Source organism: Peribacillus sp. FSL P2-0133 (genome assembly GCF_037975445.1).
Classification (GTDB): Bacteria; Bacillota; Bacilli; order Bacillales; family DSM-1321; genus Peribacillus; species Peribacillus simplex_E.
Genome location: NZ_CP150254.1, coordinates 4,045,429 through 4,064,599, shown reverse-complemented (window position 1 = coordinate 4,064,599; position 19,171 = coordinate 4,045,429). Strand labels below are relative to the sequence as shown.

14 protein-coding genes are annotated in these 19,171 nt (G+C 32.5%); 11 read left to right on the top strand and 3 right to left on the bottom strand.

Features of this window, described 5'->3' with window-relative positions:
• Positions 1–588: 588 nt before the first annotated feature.
• Both MKY17_RS19555 and MKY17_RS19550 read right to left on the bottom strand, forming a co-directional pair.
• Positions 589–2,613, bottom strand: coding sequence for a hypothetical protein (locus MKY17_RS19555; RefSeq protein WP_339200421.1), 2,025 nt, complete (start codon positions 2,611–2,613; stop codon positions 589–591).
• Positions 2,614–4,213: 1,600 nt separating this feature from the next.
• On the bottom strand, positions 4,214–5,164 hold the full coding sequence (locus tag MKY17_RS19550; protein ID WP_339200419.1) for a glycosyl hydrolase family 28-related protein: 951 nt from the start codon (positions 5,162–5,164) through the stop codon (positions 4,214–4,216).
• A 136-nt stretch (positions 5,165–5,300) separates the two neighbouring features.
• Between MKY17_RS19550 and MKY17_RS19545 the strand changes: the two genes are divergently transcribed.
• A complete protein-coding gene (locus tag MKY17_RS19545; protein WP_339200417.1) occupies positions 5,301–6,554 on the top strand; it encodes a hypothetical protein in 1,254 nt (417 codons plus the stop codon).
• A gap of 973 nt (positions 6,555–7,527) precedes the next feature.
• Here MKY17_RS19545 and MKY17_RS19540 read toward each other — a convergent pair.
• Entirely contained in the window at positions 7,528–7,839 is a 312-nt protein-coding gene (locus MKY17_RS19540; RefSeq protein WP_339200415.1) for a helix-turn-helix domain-containing protein, read from the bottom strand.
• A gap of 478 nt (positions 7,840–8,317) precedes the next feature.
• Here MKY17_RS19540 and MKY17_RS19535 point away from each other — a divergent pair, with 478 nt between their 5' ends.
• The 10 genes from MKY17_RS19535 (at position 8,318) to MKY17_RS19490 (ending at position 19,170) form a co-directional block, all read left to right on the top strand.
• Positions 8,318–9,007, top strand: a complete 690-nt coding sequence (locus MKY17_RS19535) for a Wzz/FepE/Etk N-terminal domain-containing protein (RefSeq protein ID WP_339200413.1) — start codon at positions 8,318–8,320, stop codon at positions 9,005–9,007.
• Positions 9,008–9,043: 36 nt separating this feature from the next.
• Positions 9,044–9,721 (top strand): CpsD/CapB family tyrosine-protein kinase, encoded by a 678-nt coding sequence (locus MKY17_RS19530; RefSeq protein WP_339200412.1) that lies wholly within the window; start codon positions 9,044–9,046, stop codon positions 9,719–9,721.
• A gap of 139 nt (positions 9,722–9,860) precedes the next feature.
• On the top strand, positions 9,861–10,625 hold the full coding sequence (locus MKY17_RS19525) for a CpsB/CapC family capsule biosynthesis tyrosine phosphatase (RefSeq protein WP_339200410.1): 765 nt from the start codon (positions 9,861–9,863) through the stop codon (positions 10,623–10,625).
• A 128-nt stretch (positions 10,626–10,753) separates the two neighbouring features.
• On the top strand, positions 10,754–10,912 hold the full coding sequence (locus MKY17_RS19520; RefSeq protein WP_339200409.1) for a hypothetical protein: 159 nt from the start codon (positions 10,754–10,756) through the stop codon (positions 10,910–10,912).
• 157 nt (positions 10,913–11,069) lie between these two features.
• Positions 11,070–12,899: a nucleoside-diphosphate sugar epimerase/dehydratase gene (locus tag MKY17_RS19515; RefSeq protein WP_339200408.1), complete on the top strand. Its 1,830-nt coding sequence runs from the start codon at positions 11,070–11,072 to the stop codon at positions 12,897–12,899.
• 140 nt (positions 12,900–13,039) lie between these two features.
• The gene (locus MKY17_RS19510; protein WP_339200407.1) at positions 13,040–14,284 is read left to right on the top strand and encodes an oligosaccharide flippase family protein; all 1,245 of its coding nucleotides are present in this window, start codon (positions 13,040–13,042) and stop codon (positions 14,282–14,284) included.
• A gap of 362 nt (positions 14,285–14,646) precedes the next feature.
• The gene (locus MKY17_RS19505) at positions 14,647–15,612 is read left to right on the top strand and encodes an ATP-grasp fold amidoligase family protein (protein WP_339200405.1); all 966 of its coding nucleotides are present in this window, start codon (positions 14,647–14,649) and stop codon (positions 15,610–15,612) included.
• 130 nt (positions 15,613–15,742) lie between these two features.
• Positions 15,743–16,864: a glycosyltransferase gene (locus MKY17_RS19500; protein WP_339200403.1), complete on the top strand. Its 1,122-nt coding sequence runs from the start codon at positions 15,743–15,745 to the stop codon at positions 16,862–16,864.
• Positions 16,865–16,877: 13 nt separating this feature from the next.
• Positions 16,878–17,882 carry an NAD-dependent epimerase gene (locus tag MKY17_RS19495; protein ID WP_339200401.1) on the top strand — a complete coding sequence of 335 codons (1,005 nt, stop codon included), beginning with the start codon at positions 16,878–16,880 and terminating at the stop codon, positions 17,880–17,882.
• A gap of 7 nt (positions 17,883–17,889) precedes the next feature.
• Complete coding sequence (locus tag MKY17_RS19490; RefSeq protein ID WP_339202423.1) at positions 17,890–19,170, top strand: nucleotide sugar dehydrogenase; 1,281 nt, start codon at positions 17,890–17,892, stop codon at positions 19,168–19,170.
• The last annotated feature ends 1 nt before the right edge of the window (position 19,171 follow it).

Here is a 19,171-nt window from a genome sequence, read left to right as displayed (position 1 = left end):
CAAAATCAGGTACAGCCAATCCAATATGAGTAATTGCTGTCATATGTATCCCCCCTGGTACCCTATTTATGTTAGGGGCAAACGGCATTGTTTTGGACAAAAAAAGAAGCAATAGCCAATATTGCTTCTGGTTTACATATATCGACCTCATGAAATTCTTTAAATCTCACCCTCTTCAAGCCTCCTATTATACTCAGCATTGCTTATTAATACCTTTGCATTGCAGGTAAGACAATCTGTATGAATATCGTAAGCATCTGTACCTGCACAACCAGGGCAATTGACCTGAGTTTCCGGTATATCCTTTTGCATGTGTGAAAAAACTTTTTCAAAATACTGCAGAATAATCATTCCCAAAACACTTTTTTTTCTATCATACTAAGAAAGTGTGAAGGAAACAGGAAATACAACATTACTTAAAACAATTAAAACCATAACATAGTTTACATGGGGTTAAAAAAAATTCTACTGAGATTGATTCATGTGTAGTGAAATTAGATGTAAGTAAGGGGGAGAGTTGTGAACAGTTTATTAATGGCGATTCTGAATTGTGTTACTTATTTAAATTTATGGTTTCTCATTTGTTATTTAGCGTATCTGTCCACCAGTATCCATTAATTCTGTTCCTGACGGTTGTGTACCGTTCATAATTATTGTACCCCCAGATTGAGCTCTTAAATTATTTATTCTACTTAACCCAGTGTTTGAAGAACTATAGATTGTAGTTAGGCGCTGAGCTGATATTCCGTATCTTATATTGTTAAAATCGCAATTTTCAACAATGATTCTATCAGATGCTAAAGCTGTCAATGCATCTTTAGAATGTAGTAAGGAGTTGCGAATGTTGGCAAATCCGGTAAAATATTGGAAAGATACACCATCTGTTGTTGCATGATTTGTTTTTACACCCTCTATTATTAATTGTTGGATAAACGAATTCCAAAAGTATATACGGGGAATGATAACATTATTGGGAGTAGTTACATTCCCTGTAATCGTCAACATTCCATTCATTTGAAACTCTGACAATCCGACGGAAGTAACGTTATTATATATCCCATCGGCAATCTTGATTATTATAGAAGCACTTTCACAGTTTTTAGGCAGCATTGTCAATACACGAGATAGCGTTTTTGCGGGATATCCGATTTCGGTTAGTCTGGCATTATTGTCATCTCCAGTGGTTGCATTGACATAAAAAGTATATGTTCCAAACATATCTGATTCAATTTTTTTAGGTGATCCATTTTTGAACGTGAATGGTTTTCCTTCTACAGAGTTTCCTTTAAAAACTATTTTTTCGATTTGACCATAACTCGAATTCAAAAATGCATTACAGAATTCAACCGCATTAAACCCTTTAAATGAATTTCCTTCTATTAAAACACTTTTTATTACTGATGTTCCGACTGATGTTATTTTTACAGAACCATATGATTTAACAATGTTCGGATCAAATATATTGTTAGAAATAATAACGTCTTCATAATCAAGACCATAGGTTCCTACTGCTCCATAGATTTCGACAACCTCGCGTGTGTTTATGGTTTTAAAGTTATTTCCCATTATTTGAACACGCTGACCCCATTTAGCTGTAATACATGGAAAATACCCTTTTTGACCACTTGTACAATCGATAAAGAATTGATTATTACTTGCAATTGTATGAGAATTTCTAAAATGCACAACGGCTTCTCCTTGGAATAAATGTTCATCAAGGATGACGAATTTATTTCCTGAAACACTATTAAACCTCTCATCGTTAAAAGGATTACGTGTAAATTTTGAAAGTTGTGTATTTTGCATTTCAATATTATTTCCTTCAACACCCCAAAACTCATTATTTGTAACGTTCAAGAAAATACCGCGTAAATACATTCCATTAGCGTCATTGCCAGTCCCTGTCTTTCCTGGTAAGGGATCTTTTATATTAATAAATTTATTTTTATCAAAGTTCCAACTAGAAGAACTATATATATGGTCGTTTACAATAGTACTTTCATACATTCTAATCGCACTACGAACCTTTAAATTTATAAATATACACATGTGTATATTTCCCCCATGAATAGCAGCTTGCATATTAATTGCAAAGCCTAACGGAACAGTAATATCACTTTGTGTAAATTCACAAGTATCAATATTTATATTGTGGTTTCTCTCATAGGAAGCATGACTAGTTGTAGATGATAATAAAATACCAGTATTAGATATAAAAAATTTACAGTACTCAATATTTACATCATATACGTTGACTAATGTAATCAGTCGAGTTGAAGCACTATCATTTCCATTAGCATCAAATTGTATGCCTTCGATTCTAATACCTTTTAAAGCAGGGAGAGAATCATCAATGTCTATTGTTTGATGATTTAAATTTCCATAATACAAAATGCTTCCTTCTGTTGTTCCTCTTGGTAATTTTAAAACAGCGTTTCCTAAACCGAACCAATGCATATTATTTCTAGGAATTACGTTCTTACAAATATAATCACCATCTGGAAAAAATACTGTATACCCTGTATCGGTAGCTCGTTGTATCCTTGAGCTATCGTCTATTTCAGGGAAAATTATCGGAAAATCTTTAATGCTTACCCAGTCGATGTTATTCATTTTTCTTTTCAACCTTGATGTGGTAGGTTTTATTTTTATTCATATATACAACTCCTTATATAACAATATATGTTGTTGTTCTTGTCTTGTCTCAACAAGTAACACAGTTATTGTTAATTAAATGCTCAACATTTTAATACTGATTTTCTTCAAACTCTCTCCGTGATTTACTAGCAATTGTATTCCTTCTTTTTAGGCCAATAACAATCCCTATAATTTAATATAAGCCCTATATTTTGAAAGAATTGAACATAATGAAACAGTAATAAAAGTCGCTTATTCGGGGAGTTTCTTTTTCTATATAAAAGAAACTCCGTTTATCAAATTCAAATATATGAACGGGTGAAAAACTTAAGTGAATATTTTCAATGAATTTAAAAAAAGTAATAGAGAATAATTTACATGACAACATGTTTCCAACGTTGGTTTCTTATCCTCCAGACTTCATGCTGAAAGCAGGACAAGAACCTAAAACAAATCTTTATAAAACATGAATTTAATGAAGGATGATTGTCAGGAAAATCGAAAAGTAGCTTAAAACGTTGGGAAATTTGTTTGATCAATATAGGGGGGGCTACACAGAATGACGGGGAAAGGGAAGTTTAGGTAGAGCAAAATTTAAAGAGTATATAAAGAATATTTTAAAGAAAGCAGAAGCACGTACTTAAGAGGATGTTCAAGATTTCTAAAAAAGCTAAAAGAACTCGACAGGCGGGCATCTAGAAGAAAAAGCAACTAAAAGGATTAATTCTGATTAGTAGAACAAACGATTCGTCACACGACAACGCTTGTATAGTAAGCTTTTGTAAACTAGCAGGATTTAGCAGAAGTGGATAATTACTTGTTTACTCGCCGAAAATACCTAATTTAGTGAAAATGCGAAAGACTGATTACTACCTCATAAAAAAGTTATTTGAAATAACTAATCAATGAACTTGAGCTCTAATCAAAACATGATTTTGGGGAACAAGTATTTTGTCACGATAATCATATTGCAAAAGCTCCATCTAGAAACAAAACTCGGCGGACTAAACTCTAAAAAATTTACCATCGCGACTATGAGCAGAAAACTGTTCCTAACCTATTAAATAGGAACTTTCACCAAGGAAAGTTCTGCTTACAAATATTACATACGTTAATTGCAGTACAAGAGTATCAACTTATCAATCTTGTGTTAAAGAAGAAAATAAACGAGAAATAATTGCTCTTTACGTACTTAATAAGAAGCATTAAGCTAGAGGTATCTATCGAACACTAGAGATGCTTTCTGATTCCCTAAATGTACTCTTTCATTCTGAGCGATGAAACACTTAGATTCAAGGTGTTCATAATACGCATCTAGAGTTTAATGTTATCAATAGAGCATAAATAAAATGACTCCAGCACAATACCGAAGTCATTTATTAGTTGCTTAACTATAAAGGTTTGTTTTTTCAGCACAGTTCAGTGTTTACTAATTTAAGCAATTAACTTATTGACCAGTTTACCATATTTTCGTTACTTGATGGGGTTCCCCCCTATAGTTTTATAAGTGGATATTGTAATATTAACTGCTTGGAAAAGGCTTTTTATCGTATTCATTTTATCGTACAGTTTTTTACTACTTTGGGTTTTTTAGAACATATTCTTCACCCATTTTTATATGTCCTTTTAAGTCTCCAGGTATGAAAGTACCGATGTTATCTCTTATCTGTTTCGTTTTGTGAATCTCTATGCTTACAGGATGGTTACTACCTGCATAACCACTTAGAGCAAATAATATTCCATAACCTTCGTTTTTTTCGGTAGTAGGATTAATAATTTTTATACCTTGCAGAAACTCTGAAGGATTGTTGGGTTCAAAATCAATCCCACTTGCTGGCGGGGTTCCATTCGTATTCGTTATTACAGGATCAATTATTTTTAAATTTATCGCTGAAATAACTGAAATACCCTGTCTTCTGTTATTTTTTATGATAGGTTTCTCTATGGTAATATTATTGCTGAAATTTTGTTGTTCTGTACTTCCAATATATATACCATCTCCCCAAAAATTTAGAATTGTATTATTTTTAATATAAACATTCTCCGATCCCCTGATACTTATCCCAATTCCCCATTCTCCAGTTTTTCCTTTGTGTTCCTCCCTTTCTCCTAAAAGGGTCACGCCCCCTAATATAGACACATTTTTCACATTATGAATCCTTAAAATTTCATAACTTTCAGCATTGTTTGGAAGAGCCTTTAATGTAGTTCCTTCTTCAAATTTCAAGGTAATGTTATCTCGTAAATTTATAGACTTTAATGCATCAATTAAATAAACCCCTTGAGAAAATGAAACAGTCCCCCCACCTTTTGTGTCTACATGATCAATAGCCTTTTGTATTTGATGGGTATCATCAATTCTATCATCAGCAATTGCATTATAGGATTTAACATTCACAGTTATATTGTTGTCTAGACCGGTCTGAACTTGTTTGGATTGGTGATTTGTTAATACTAACACGCCTCCTATTAAAGCTAGGGTAATGAAAATATTAATTAATTTACGGTTTTTTATAATAATGATCATCCTCCTACTATTATGTATATCTCTATTGATAATACCATGCAGTCCCTTTCTTTTAAGTATAAATATTTAGAATTTAGATTGTACTTCCAATGGTGTTCATATAGAATAAGAGCTGATTACTAAAAGGTGGTGCTTCATGAACAAGCTAATTTATTTAATTTTTCTATTAGGGGTGTTTTTTTCCCCATTTACAACTTTTTTGCCTCTTGGAATTAACATTTCAATGTATGACATCATATTAATTAGTTGTTTTGGACTTATAATCGTTGCTACAGCAATTCAATTTGAGGGTTACAATAAAATTTTAAGTTCGAAAGAATACTTTCTTATTATTTTATTTGTTTTAGGTGGTTCAATATCTGCCTTTAATGCAACATCTTTTTTTGGAAGTACACTAATAATGGTTCAGTATTTGTTTGCAATAATAATTCAAATAATAGTGATCTCACACATTCTTATATATTCAAAAAATATAGATAAAAATTTGTTTCGAATTTTAGACACTTCCATTTATGCATTGATGGCTATTTTGAGCATTGGAGTTCTTGCCCAATTAGGTCTTCTACCGAATAGCTCTGAGTTTTTCGCAGGCAATGGAAGACTTATTTCAGTCCAAGGTAATGCAAACTCATTAGCAAAATACCTCGTGTGCTGTCTACCAATCTTGCTTTTTTATATTGACATAAAAAGAAAAACTTTGTTGTCCTTTTTTTTATTAGCTATGCTTATTATTAATTTATTTTTAACAGCTTCATTTGGAGGTATGGCATACGCATTAGCAACTTTTATATATTATTTTATGATAAAATCATTATTCATCACCAAACCTATACGATTTAAAAATGGAGAAGTATTTTTTGTGAAAAAAATATTAAGTATAAGAAATATTTTTATTATGTTTTTTTCTGTTGCTATAGTTATATACATTTTTATCAATCCACCTGAAATTTTTTCAAAAAGAGTTTTAGCTACAGATGATTTAGATGGGGCAGGTAGTTTTAGTCTTAAAGTATCACTAATGAAAGAAGCATTAGAACTTATAGTTACTAAGTACGGTATTATAGGTATGGGACTTGGTAGTTATCCATTTGAAAGCCAATATCATACAAATGTACACAACTTATATCTTCTTGTTTTTGCAGAATCCGGGGTGTTTGGCTTTGTTGGTTTAATCGGGTTATTGATATATACATTTTGTATTAGCCTGAGACTTATCAAACATGTAGGTAACACTACCAAATACATTCTTATAGGTATGAACAGTTCATTATTCGGCTTATTAGTTTCGGTTATAACTACACCACATACATATTCCCGAAGCACTTGGTTGTTAGTGGTTCTCCTTTTATGTTATACAAAACATATCCAGAAAAAGAATTTTAATATTTAAGGAAGAAATATTAAATAAATCTCTTCGTATTTTATTTGCTCTCCAGCGGGACAGGATAATTGGTGAAAGAACTTAGTACAACGTAGGAGGTAACTTATTCGAGAGAATTCGAGCAGAGGACTTGAAGTCAAACCTCCGAACATACTAACCTGTTAATCCTTATAAAAAACAAAACAATTTTTGATATTACCAATGATCGTAATGGAGTGGAAATCCAAAGTAATATATTGGAGAAGGGAAAAATACTTCTCTAACAATAGAACTAAACCGAGAGGTGTTAAACTAAATTCAGCTTGATGATTTAAATTAAGGATTTCTAGATACTTGATAGTTTTTTTGGTTTAACCTATCACATTCATGAGATTGACGGTACTTTTAAAAATAATTTAACACTTTTGAGTATCCAGCAGAAATGCTGGGTTTTTTTATAAAATATAAATTAGGAAGTTAATGACGTGTGGTAAATTGGAATAATCTACTTTATTGCTGCATGGAAGAGTGATTAAAAAGGAGAAAAACAATTAGAAATAGTGAAAAATATAAAGCTTGAATAAAAGTTTTCGTTACCCTATTCTAATGTTGACTGTAAGAATCATTCCTCCAAATCCGGGCGCTAATAGTAAAACGGAGAATAGTTTATATTTTAATTATTTGGATAATATAAAAGGCTTCTGAGAAGGTTATTAAAAGGAATAAATTTACTTTTGTTTAAAAGTGTTGAAGAGACTGACTAATGAAGAGGGTATGAGATTGCTTGATATTTTAATAGATGATAACATCGAAATCAAGGGCATATCATCATAGAGCCTATGTGAATAAAGTAAATGATTTTATTAAAAGTCAAAAAAAGGTGTACTGAGGGAAAAATGGTTATACCTAATATTCCCTCTCTTGAAATAGTTTTAATAGTGTATGTTAAGTATGTTCTCGATGTTATAGAACCAAAAAGAGAGCAATTCATGAATATTCATATTTAACGAACATTACATTTCCTAACCTCGATAAATTCGCGTATTTCCTCTTTCGATATTCCTGCCCCCAGAACATCCAGCATGATTTCCATCCACTCTTCATCCATCCCCTTGTCTGTTTGTTCATTCAACAGAGCATCGACCTTAATACAAAGTATTTTAGCGATTTTTTCCAAAACTAATATAGTAGGGTTTGTTTGAAGGTTTCTTTCCAGTGAGCTTATATAGGATTTGGCAACGCCGGATTTTGCGGAGAGTTCACTTATTGACATTTTCCTTTCTTCCCTAAGCGACTTAACTCGGTAACCTATCATATAGACCACACCTAACCATTAATATGAAAATAATATATACTAATTTAAACTATTACTTTCAGTTTACACATTTTCCTTTCATTATTAATGATAACTAGGCACTAAAATACTTGACTCAATTATATATATAAACGAATTTTCTTGTATTGGTAGGCATTTAGTTAGGTTTTATTATGGTAAATGTTGTTAAATTACACAAATGCCTAACAAAATATGGTAGTAGGTATATACTTAGGTTTAATAAAATTTCAGGCGGAAATATTCTGGGAAATGAGTTATTTAGATGTCATTAATACAATATTTGAGATTTGGATTTTTTTTCCTTTGTGTTACCGTTTTCTTTTTTGTAAAATTACTTAGGCATTTGAAAAGTATTCTTTCAATGTAAGTTTCATGTAAATTTCCTTGAAAATACATAATGATAGGTAATATTATGGTATAATGCAATAGGTCATTTTTAACATAACAGGAGGATGAAATGGAAGAAACTATTAGTATTAATGATATTTTTAAAACATTAAAGAAACGTTGGAAGCTAATCATACTGCTGACATTAATTGCCGCTTTGATTAGTGGATCAATTTCTTATTTCTTATTAACACCCGTTTACCAATCTTCAACACAGATTCTCGTTAATCAGAAACAATCGGAAAACCAATTGGACTCTACACAAATCCGATCTAATATCGACATGATCAATACATACAGTGTGATCATAAAAAGCCCTGCCATTTTGGAGAAGGTCATTGATGAATTAGAACTAGAGCAAAGCGTAGAACAACTTAGTGAAAAAATCACGATTAACAGCCAAGAAAATTCACAAGTCTTCTCATTAACGGTTCAAGATAGTAATCCGTCAAAGGCAGTAGAAATAGCAAACACGGTTTCTGAAACTTTCCAAAAGGAAATCAAGAATATCATGAACGTCGACAATGTAAGCGTACTAGCAAAGGCAGAAATTAAGGAGAATCCTACACCTGTAAAACCTAATCCACTATTGAATATCGCAATTGCAATCGTAGTAGGATTGATGGCTGGAATAGGCTTGGCATTCCTACTAGAGTATATGGACAATACGATCAAGGACGAGGATGATATTGATAAACTCCTAGAATTACCTATACTTGGATCGATTCAAAAGATTACACAAGTACATAATAAAGGATAATCCGGATAAGAAGCTGTATGAAAGGAAGCGGGATTTTTGAGAAGTAAAGATAAAAAACAGGTGAATTTGATTGCACAGACAAATCCTAAATCACCTATCACTGAACAATATCGATTAATTAGAACGAATATACAATTTTCCTCAGTGGATAAGGACGTACAAACCATTGTGGTAACTTCATCGGAGCCTAATGACGGAAAATCGACCACGGCTGCGAACCTTGCCATCGTTTTAGCACAAGAGGATAAAAAAGTTGTGCTCGTGGATGCTGACTTGCGGAAACCATCGGTTCATTATGCTTTTAGCCTTAGTAATATAGAAGGACTTACGAGTGTGCTAACGAAGAAAATGAGCATAGAAAAAGCACTTATGAAAACGAATGTGCCTAATCTGGAAATTCTGACGAGTGGACCAATACCGCCTAACCCTTCGGAATTATTAAATTCCAAAGCAATAGAAACAGCGATTGATGAATTAAAAGGAATGTATGATTATATCATTTTTGACACACCGCCGGTTCTTGTAGTGCCGGATTCCCAGATTGTAGCCAGTAAATGTGATGGAGTGATCATGGTAGTGGCGAGCGGCAAGACAAACAAACAAAGTGCAGTAAAAGCAAAGGAGCTTTTAGTTAAAGCTAAAAGCTCCTTGCTTGGAGTCGTTTTGAATGGCGTTGAAACGGATAACAGCAATTATTATTACTATCAATCTTAACAAAAATAAAACAATTTTCGACAAAATAACACCCTGTTTAATAGCAGTTTTATATGCTACTATTAATCAGGGTAATAGTTCCTATTTTTGAGAATTAGGCCTTTTTCCCTATTTGTTTTATAAAGGAGATGTATGAAATTTGATTGACATACATTGTCACATTCTCCCAGGGGTTGATGATGGATCCGCGGACTTAAAGGAAAGCTTGAATATGGCACGAAAAGCGGTAGAAGCAGGAATTACCCATATTTTTGCCACGCCACATCACTTAAATGAGAAATATGTAAATGTTAAAAGCAACATCATTGACCGTGTAGTGAGGTTAAATGAAGGTTTACAAGAAGAAAATATTCCTCTTACCATTCATCTCGGACAAGAAGTAAGAATACACCGGGACATATTTACTTCACTTGAAAAGGAAGAAATTCTAACACTGGACGATAATGGTACATATTTACTACTAGAGCTCCCATCTGGAAGGGTTCCTACATACACACAAGAAGTGATTTATGAGTTGCAGCTGAAAGGAATCACACCGATTATCGTACACCCGGAGAGAAATAAGGAATTAATAGCGAATCATAAACTATTATTTGAATTGGTTCAGGAGGGCGCGCTAACTCAAATTACCTCAGGCAGCATTACCGGGACTTTCGGGAAAGGCATCCAATCATTTTCAAAAAAAATAATTGGACATAATCTGGCTCATTTTATTGCAACAGATGCCCATAATATTGGCTTTAGAGGGTTCACGTTACAACAAGCCTATGAAACAATTACTAAAGTATATGGGATAGAACGTACATTTTATTTCAAAGAAAATGCTGAACAGCTATTAAAGGACCAAAGTCCTGTTGTTGAAAGCCCAGTACCTTTCAAAAAGAAAATATTAGGAATCTTTTAGATTTATAGTAAGTTGGGAAACGCTTTCATTATTATAATAAATAATATTCGTTAATGTGTAAAGTTTTTTGGGGGTCATTTGAAGTATTGGATTCAGTGTAAAAGGAATTAATAAGGAGATAGATTCGATTGAAAAGGTTTGATGATTATCCGAAATCTATAAAGAAAGCACTGCGTTACATACAACAAGATGCTCCCTTAGTCTTATTAAATCAATTAGAGACGAGCTTGACAAAGTCTATTAAGAAAAGAAAAGAAGCTCTACAAAAGAAGGAAAAGGAACTATGAGAGTCATTTAAAATATAAATGACAATACAAGGTTATGTAATGGAATAAAATTCATACCGGTTTTCATTTAAAAGTAAAGGCCTAGAACATTAGAGTATTGCTTTTCCGGTATTAAAAAGTGAGTATCCTGATTTCATTATTAAAGGGGGAAATTTGGTTGGCCTATCGAAATCGACTAACACTACTGGCACTATTAGATTCCTTAATTGTATTATCGGCCATATACGTAAGCTATTTAGTATTACATCCATATTTAGAAATATTTAAGCTAACAGCACTCTTAGTCAGCTCAGTCTCTCTATTAATAAGCCATCATATTTTTGCTTCGATTTATAAGCTATATAAAAAGGCTTGGGAGTATGCAAGTATCGGGGAATTGATATCCATAGTAAAAGCTGTAACCTTATCAGTTATCACTGTAGTTATAATTCAGGTTTTGGTTTTTCAGGATGTATATGTAAGAGCTATGGTATTAACGTGGATGATGCATGTAATCCTTATTGGTGGATCCCGTTTTTCATGGAGAATGCTGCGTGACCGTTTTATAAACAATCAATTGGATGTAAAAAATACATTGGTTATTGGTGCTGGATCAGCTGGAACCATGGTTGTTCGTCAACTACTTAATAATCATGAAACGGAACTCAAACCTATTGCATTTATTGATGATGATCCTAAGAAAGATAAATTAGATATCTTGGGTATACCCGTTGTTGGCAACTCTAAACATATTCCTGAAATGGTTGAAAAATATCATATTGATAATATTGTCATTGCAATTCCTTCATTAAGTAAAAAAGAATTAAAGGTCATCTTTGATGAATGTGTGAAAACAAATGCAAAAACTCAAATCATGCCGATGATTGAAGATATTATGTTAGGAAAAGTAGCCGTTAATCAGTTTAAAGAAGTGGAAGTAGAAGATTTATTGGGCAGAGAACCTGTTGAATTAGATATGAATAGTATCTCGGGATACGTTACTGGTATGACCATTCTTGTAACGGGTGCAGGCGGCTCTATTGGATCGGAAATTTGTCGTCAAATATGCAGATTCTCTCCAAAAAAAATTGTACTGCTCGGACATGGTGAAAATAGTATTTATCAAATTGATATGGAATTGAAAAGATTGTATTCAGATCAAATAGAAATCATACCGGTTATTGCAGATATACAGGACCGAGAAAGAATATTTGAAGTAATGGAAACCCAAAGACCCGATGTTATCTATCATGCGGCTGCACATAAACATGTGCCACTTATGGAGTACAATCCTCATGAAGCCGTAAAGAATAATGTTTTGGGAACTAAAAACGTAGCAGAAGCAGCAGATATTTATGGGGTGTGCACTTTTGTTATGATTTCATCCGATAAAGCTGTTAACCCAACGAATGTAATGGGGTCAACTAAGCGGATTGCTGAAATGGTCATACAACAGTTAGATAAACATAGTACAACAAAATTTGTTGCCGTCCGATTTGGAAATGTTCTTGGAAGCAGAGGAAGTGTAATCCCTCTATTCAAAAAGCAAATTCTAGCTGGAGGTCCCGTTACTGTTACGCACCCTGAAATGACACGTTATTTTATGACAATCCCTGAAGCATCCCGGTTAGTTATTCAAGCTGGATCTCTTGCAAGAGGAGGAGAAATCTTTGTTTTGGATATGGGGGAACCTGTGAAAATTGTCGATTTAGCTACTAATCTTATTCAATTATCGGGTTACTCAATTGAGGAAATCGGAATTGAATATTCTGGAATACGACCTGGAGAAAAAATGTATGAAGAGCTACTAAATGAAAATGAAGTCTATGCAAAGCAAGTTTTTCCGAAGATTCATATTGGAAAAGCGGCTGTGGTTGAAGGAGAAGTTCTTTGGCAGTTTATTGATAGTCTCCCAGAGAAACAAACAGCTCTGTTGAAAGAACAGTTAATCGAGATTGCCAATGCTAAAGAAGGAATACAACAAGCTATGAAAGAAGCAATCTATTAAGAGGAGAATGAAAAAATTGCTTGTAAAGAAAGGGCTTGGTTTTCCTCTTGTTTAATTAAATAAAGAAATGATGTAAATAAATTGTTTAAATAAGTCATTAAAAATAAAATTTCTAGGATTTTTATATAAGGAAAACTTAAATGTGGAAAAAATTAAAAAATATATTTTCTAAATTATCATGGTCCTTGTTTGGGAATATAATTTATGCATTGTCCCAATGGATTATTATTACTATAATTGCCAGATTTGGCTCTACTGCTGACCTTGGAGTCTACTCTCTTGGATTAGCTATTACTGCTCCCATTGTACTTTTTTTTAGCTTTCAATTAAGAACCTTTTTAGCGACTGACAGTAATAATGAATATAATTTCGCTCAATATTTTGGTGGGAGAATTATACACTTAACTATTTCTTTCATATTGATAATTCCTATAGCATTTCTTTATAGTAACAATATTGAAACTATTTTAGTTATCATATTATTAGGGATTATTAAGTATTTTGAAGGTTTAAGTGATATTTGTATGGGGCTTTATCAAAAGAAAAGCAAGATTGATATAATAGGAAAATCCCAAATGTATAGAGGGATTTCTAGTATAGTTGCAGTAGGTATCCTTTATTTTTATACTCGAAGCCTTATTTTCTCTCTTCTGGGGTTGCTAATTGTAATGATAGTAAGATTAGTGAATTATGATCTGAAACATTTGAAACCTTTGGGGGAATTTACTCCTGTATTTGATCGTAGCTCGATACAATTAATGAAGATGGCATTTCCATTAGGGGTAGTTTCGTTGATTAGTTCCTTGAACACTAATATCCCAAAATACTTTCTTGAATATTTTTCAGGGACTGAAGAGGTAGGAATATTTTCAGCATTATATTATATATTAATCGCTAGCAATATGCTGATTACACCAATTTCGTTACTGGTTGCCCCTGGAATTGCTAATGCATACAAACAAAATAAAATCAAAAAGTTTTTGAAAGTTAACTTGCAATTATCTATGGTCTCAGTAATTGTTTCTTTATTAATAATCACTTTAATTGTTCTACAAGGAGAATTTATACTGAATATTTTATATGGTAGTAAGTATACTCCCTATAATGATTCTTTTATAATAATTTCATCTTCCCTGATATTTGGTTTTCTTACAACCTTTTTCACTGTGTCCATTGTTGCTGCAAGAGCTATTCAAATACAACCCATAATGAATTTAATAGTAACTATTGTTACCATAATTAGCAGTTACTATTTCATTAGTACAGATGGTATTAATGGAGCATCATATACCCTATTAATCTCTCGTATGTTTCAAGCTTTACTTAGTGGCAGTTTATTGTTTTATATTATATATAAAAAAAATAAATTCTATCACGTCAAATGATTATCGCAATTGTGATAAAAATTTTTTTGTGAAGATAAAATCATTTGTTAATAAATACCGATATTTTACCGCGGAATTTCAGTGGTAAATGATATGAGGGCACATAACCGATGTGAGTTTATTTACTAGGGTAGTGGGCAATACAAACGTATTTAATCTTGTTAGATTAAGCGAAATTAATGATTAACAAGCAAAGTTATGTCTCCAATTGCGATATTCTTTAGTTGACACCCTATAAAGCCTGTCATGGATATGGTCTCTTTATTAGAAAAAGTGCCTGAGCTCATTATCCGAGAGAAGTTATCCCGAGTCGCTAAGTGACGTTGCATGTGATATTTCTATCTTAAGGGAGGTTTTATAAAATGATTTTTCAAATCAAAAATACGTTAAGAAAAATTTCTAATAGAAATAAATCAATAAAAAAACTATACCTATCAGCTAATAAAATTAAAGTTAGGGCAGTATCTAAAATAAGTGATGAAAGATTTGCTAAGATGAAATATAAAGAAAATACAGGTAAAAAATTGAATATAGAAAATCCTGTATTATTTAATGAAAAATTATGGTGGTTGAAAATTAATAATAGAGATCCTTTATTAACTATTTGTTCCGATAAATATAAAGTTAGAGACTATATAAAAAAGTGTGGATTAGAACAAATATTGACCAATATTTATGGGGTATACAATAATGCTGATGAAATTAAATTTGAAGAACTGCCAGATAAAGTTTTCATCAAATGCAATCATGGTTCAGGTACAAATATAATATATGATAGGAATACCTTTTTTGATGAAGAGAAATTTAAAAGGAATTTTAATTATGCTTTGAAACAGAACTATTATTTACAATCAAGAGAGTGGAATTATAAAAACATTATACCTAAATTAATAGTTGAAGAAGTATTAGAAAGTGAAGATAATAGTTCATTAATAGATTATCGATTTCTATGCTTTAAAGGAAAAGTAAAGTTAATATTTGTAGATATAGATACAACTAATCCTGATGGGTCTCATAGTGCAGATGCTCGAAGAAATATATATGATACAAACTTTAATCATCTAGATGTGAAAGTAGGAAGGGAACACTTTGATCAATCCTTAATATCCAAACCTCAAAACTTAGATAAAATGATTGAATATGCAGAGATACTATCTAAACCGTTTCCTCACTGTAGGGTAGATTTGTACAATATTAAAGGGAAAATTTATTTTGGAGAAATAACTTTTTATCACGGTGGTGGTTCACAAAATATAACTCCGCTAGAGTGGGACAAGAAAATGGGTAGCTGGATAGATATAGAAAGTGAAACAGTAGTGAAAAAATAATATTAGAAATATAGTTAATTGTTTTTTGCTTATTAATTAATTTAATTACTTTTATACTTAAAGGGTAAAAATGAAATGTTTTATTAAATAAATTAAGTAATAGAAATACATTAGGTGATGTGATAAATATATGTCTAAGCTGAAAATTATCCACATTATAGTTGGATTAAATGTGGGTGGCGCAGAAACTATGCTTTTCAAGCTGTTAAAAAATGCTGACCATACAAAGTTTGATTTCGAAGTTATCTCTATGATGGATGAAGGGGTTTTCGGTCCTAAAATAAGAGAGTTGGGAATACCAGTGCATACTCTAGGGATGAAAAGAGGTATAATTAATCCTTTTTTTATAAAAAGGGCTAGGTCTCTTGTAAAAGATGCACAGATTATTCAAACATGGATGTATCATGCAGATTTCTTTGGTTTTTTAATTAAAAATCGTTCCACTAAACAAAAACTTATATGGGGTATAAGACACTCGAATCTTGAGAAAAATATGAATAAAAGTTTGGTATTAAAGATTGCTAAATTAAATGCATTACTTTCCAAAAAGGTAGATTCTATAATCAGTTGCTCAATAAATGCAGCAGAAATTCATGCGAAATTTGGTTACAGTACTTCTAATATGATAACAATACCAAATGGTTTTGAATTAGATACATTTTATAAACTACCTAATGCAAAGAGTTTAATTGAGAAAGAAATAAAATTACCTAAAAATAAACCGCTTATAGTACATGTAGGAAGATGGAATGTCCAAAAGGATTACCCGAATTTAATAAAGGCAATTCATTTAATTCAGTTAAAGAGGTCAGATGTAAACTTTTTACTATGTGGAGTAAATATTGATGAAAATAATAAAGAACTAATAGGATTATTAAAGCAAAATAAGGTTGAAGAAAATGTGTTTTTACTTGGTAAAAGAGAAGATATACCGAAAATTCTCTCTGCTGCTGATATATTGATTTCATCATCCTCTGGAGAAGGTTTTTCAAATGTTATTGGTGAAGCTATGTCTTGTGAAACTCCATGTATTGTAACCGATGTTGGTGATTCGGCATTTATTGTCGGTCCTTATGGTGTAGTGGTTCCTCCTCGTAATGCTGAAATGCTTGCGCATGCAACAAATGAATTTTTAAATAAAACCGAAGAAGAAAAAAAATTATTAGGTAAACAAGCAAGAAAAAGGGTTATTGAGGAATTCGAAGTAAAGAAAATTGTAAGTAAATTCGAAGATCAATATAAAATCAAATAAAGGGGTAATTATAATGAAAGTATTAGTTACGGGTGCAGCTGGTTTCATAGGCTCTCATTTATCAAAAAAGTTATTAACAAACGGTAATACGGTTATTGGAATTGATAATTTAAATGACTACTATGATGTGAATTTAAAAAAATCCCGACTTTCGTTGATAGAAAATAAAAATTTTTATTTTGAGAAAACGAATCTCGAAGATCGCGAGAGCATTAATGCTATTTTTGAAAAACATATGCCAGACGCAGTTGTAAATTTAGCTGCTCAAGCAGGCGTACGCTATAGCTTAGAGAATCCACATGCATACATTGAATCAAACATAGTGGGTTTTACTAACATTTTAGAAGCATGTCGCCACAACAAAGTTGGACAGCTAATTTATGCCTCCTCGAGTTCAGTATATGGTGCAAATACGAACCTTCCATTTTCTGTTCATGATAATGTGGATCATCCAATTAGTTTGTATGCTGCAACGAAGAAAGCAAATGAATTAATGGCACATACATATAGTCACTTATATGGCTTGCCTACTACTGGACTTCGGTTCTTTACTGTATATGGTCCATGGGGTAGACCAGACATGGCCTTGTTCTTGTTTACAAAGGCAATTATCAACGGTGAACCTATAAAAGTATTTAATAACGGAAATATGATGCGCGACTTTACGTATGTTGATGATATTGTTGAAAGTATTTTTCGTTTGATTCAACAAAAGCCAGAACCAAATTTAGAATGGAGCGGAAAGAAACCTGATCCAGGAACAAGTTATGCTCCATACAAGGTTTATAATATAGGAAATAACAATCCAGTAACATTGATGGAGTTTATCAATGCTATCGAAGAAAAATTAGGAATTGAAGCTAAGAAAGAGTTTTTACCACTTCAAGCCGGTGATGTTCCGGAAACATATGCGGATGTTGAGGATTTATATCGTGATATCAATTTTAAACCTCAAACGGATATTAAAGATGGAATTAGCAACTTTATTGATTGGTACAGAGAATATTATGGAGTGTGATTTAGAGATGAATAGAAAAATAGCAGTAGTTGGACTTGGATACGTAGGATTACCAGTAGCAGTTGCTTTTGGTAAAACACATCCCATTGTTGGTTTTGATATTAATGAACACCGTATTAATACCTTAATAGATGGAATAGATTATACAAATGAAGTAGAGACTAATGATCTCTTAGCAGCTGAAATTGAGTTTACCAATGATGGGTCTAGATTGCATGATAGTGATTTTATTATTGTCGCTGTTCCAACCCCAATTAATGAAAATAAGCAACCAGATTTAACGCCATTACTAAAGGCTTCAGAAACAGTAGGTGCATATCTATCAAAAGGTACAATTGTTGTATATGAGTCAACTGTCTACCCTGGGGCAACAGAGGAAGAATGTGTTCCAGTACTGGAGAAAGCATCGGGCCTAAAAGCAGGGAAGGACTTCTTTGTTGGGTATTCACCTGAACGTATTAATCCAGGAGACAAGGAGCATAAATTCACAACAATTACCAAGGTTGTATCAGGACAAAATGAAGATGTATTAGAAACTGTAGCTAGTGTATATGGATCTGTAGTAGAAGCAGGTGTTTACCGTGCTAGTTCAATTAAGGTAGCAGAAGCCGCAAAAGTTATTGAAAATACCCAACGTGATCTTAACATTGCACTGATGAACGAGTTATCCATTATATTTGACCGTCTAAATATTGATACGAATGAAGTATTGAAGGCAGCTGGAACGAAATGGAACTTCCTGAAATTTTCCCCTGGTTTAGTTGGGGGACATTGTATTGGTGTTGACCCATATTATTTAACACATAAAGCAGAAAGCGTAGGTTATCACCCCGAAGTTATTTTAGCGGGCCGCCGAATTAATGATGAAATGGGTAAATTCATTGCAACTTCTTTGGTTAAACAAATGATTCATAAAAATATGCCTATACAAGGGGCAAGAGTAACTGTACTGGGTCTTACCTTTAAGGAAAATGTACCAGATCTTCGTAATTCTAAAGTAATAGATGTTATTCGAGAACTAGAGGAGTTTGGTATTGAGGTCCAAGTTACAGATGCAATGGCTGACTTTGGTGAAGCAGTAAAAGAGTACGGGGTTGAATTAATTCCTCATAATCAACTTAAACCAGCAGATGTAGTTGTTTTTGCTGTAGCCCACGATGATTATATTCAAAAAGGGTGGGAACAATTTAGTCAATTACTTAAGCACGGTAAAGGAATAGTTGTTGATATTAAGAGTGTGTTAGAAAGAGAAACCTGCCCTGATAATATTACTCTTTGGAGATTATAGT

Coding starts and splice junctions, on each gene's coding strand:
- MKY17_RS19555 (WP_339200421.1), bottom strand. CDS start 2,613: ATGAATAACATCGACTGGGTAAGCATTAAAGATTTTCCGATAATTTTC.
- MKY17_RS19550 (WP_339200419.1), bottom strand. CDS start 5,164: ATGATCATTATTATAAAAAACCGTAAATTAATTAATATTTTCATTACC.
- MKY17_RS19545 (WP_339200417.1), top strand. CDS start 5,301: ATGAACAAGCTAATTTATTTAATTTTTCTATTAGGGGTGTTTTTTTCC.
- MKY17_RS19540 (WP_339200415.1), bottom strand. CDS start 7,839: ATGATAGGTTACCGAGTTAAGTCGCTTAGGGAAGAAAGGAAAATGTCA.
- MKY17_RS19535 (WP_339200413.1), top strand. CDS start 8,318: ATGGAAGAAACTATTAGTATTAATGATATTTTTAAAACATTAAAGAAA.
- MKY17_RS19510 (WP_339200407.1), top strand. CDS start 13,040: ATGTGGAAAAAATTAAAAAATATATTTTCTAAATTATCATGGTCCTTG.
- MKY17_RS19505 (WP_339200405.1), top strand. CDS start 14,647: ATGATTTTTCAAATCAAAAATACGTTAAGAAAAATTTCTAATAGAAAT.
- MKY17_RS19500 (WP_339200403.1), top strand. CDS start 15,743: ATGTCTAAGCTGAAAATTATCCACATTATAGTTGGATTAAATGTGGGT.
- MKY17_RS19495 (WP_339200401.1), top strand. CDS start 16,878: ATGAAAGTATTAGTTACGGGTGCAGCTGGTTTCATAGGCTCTCATTTA.
- MKY17_RS19490 (WP_339202423.1), top strand. CDS start 17,890: ATGAATAGAAAAATAGCAGTAGTTGGACTTGGATACGTAGGATTACCA.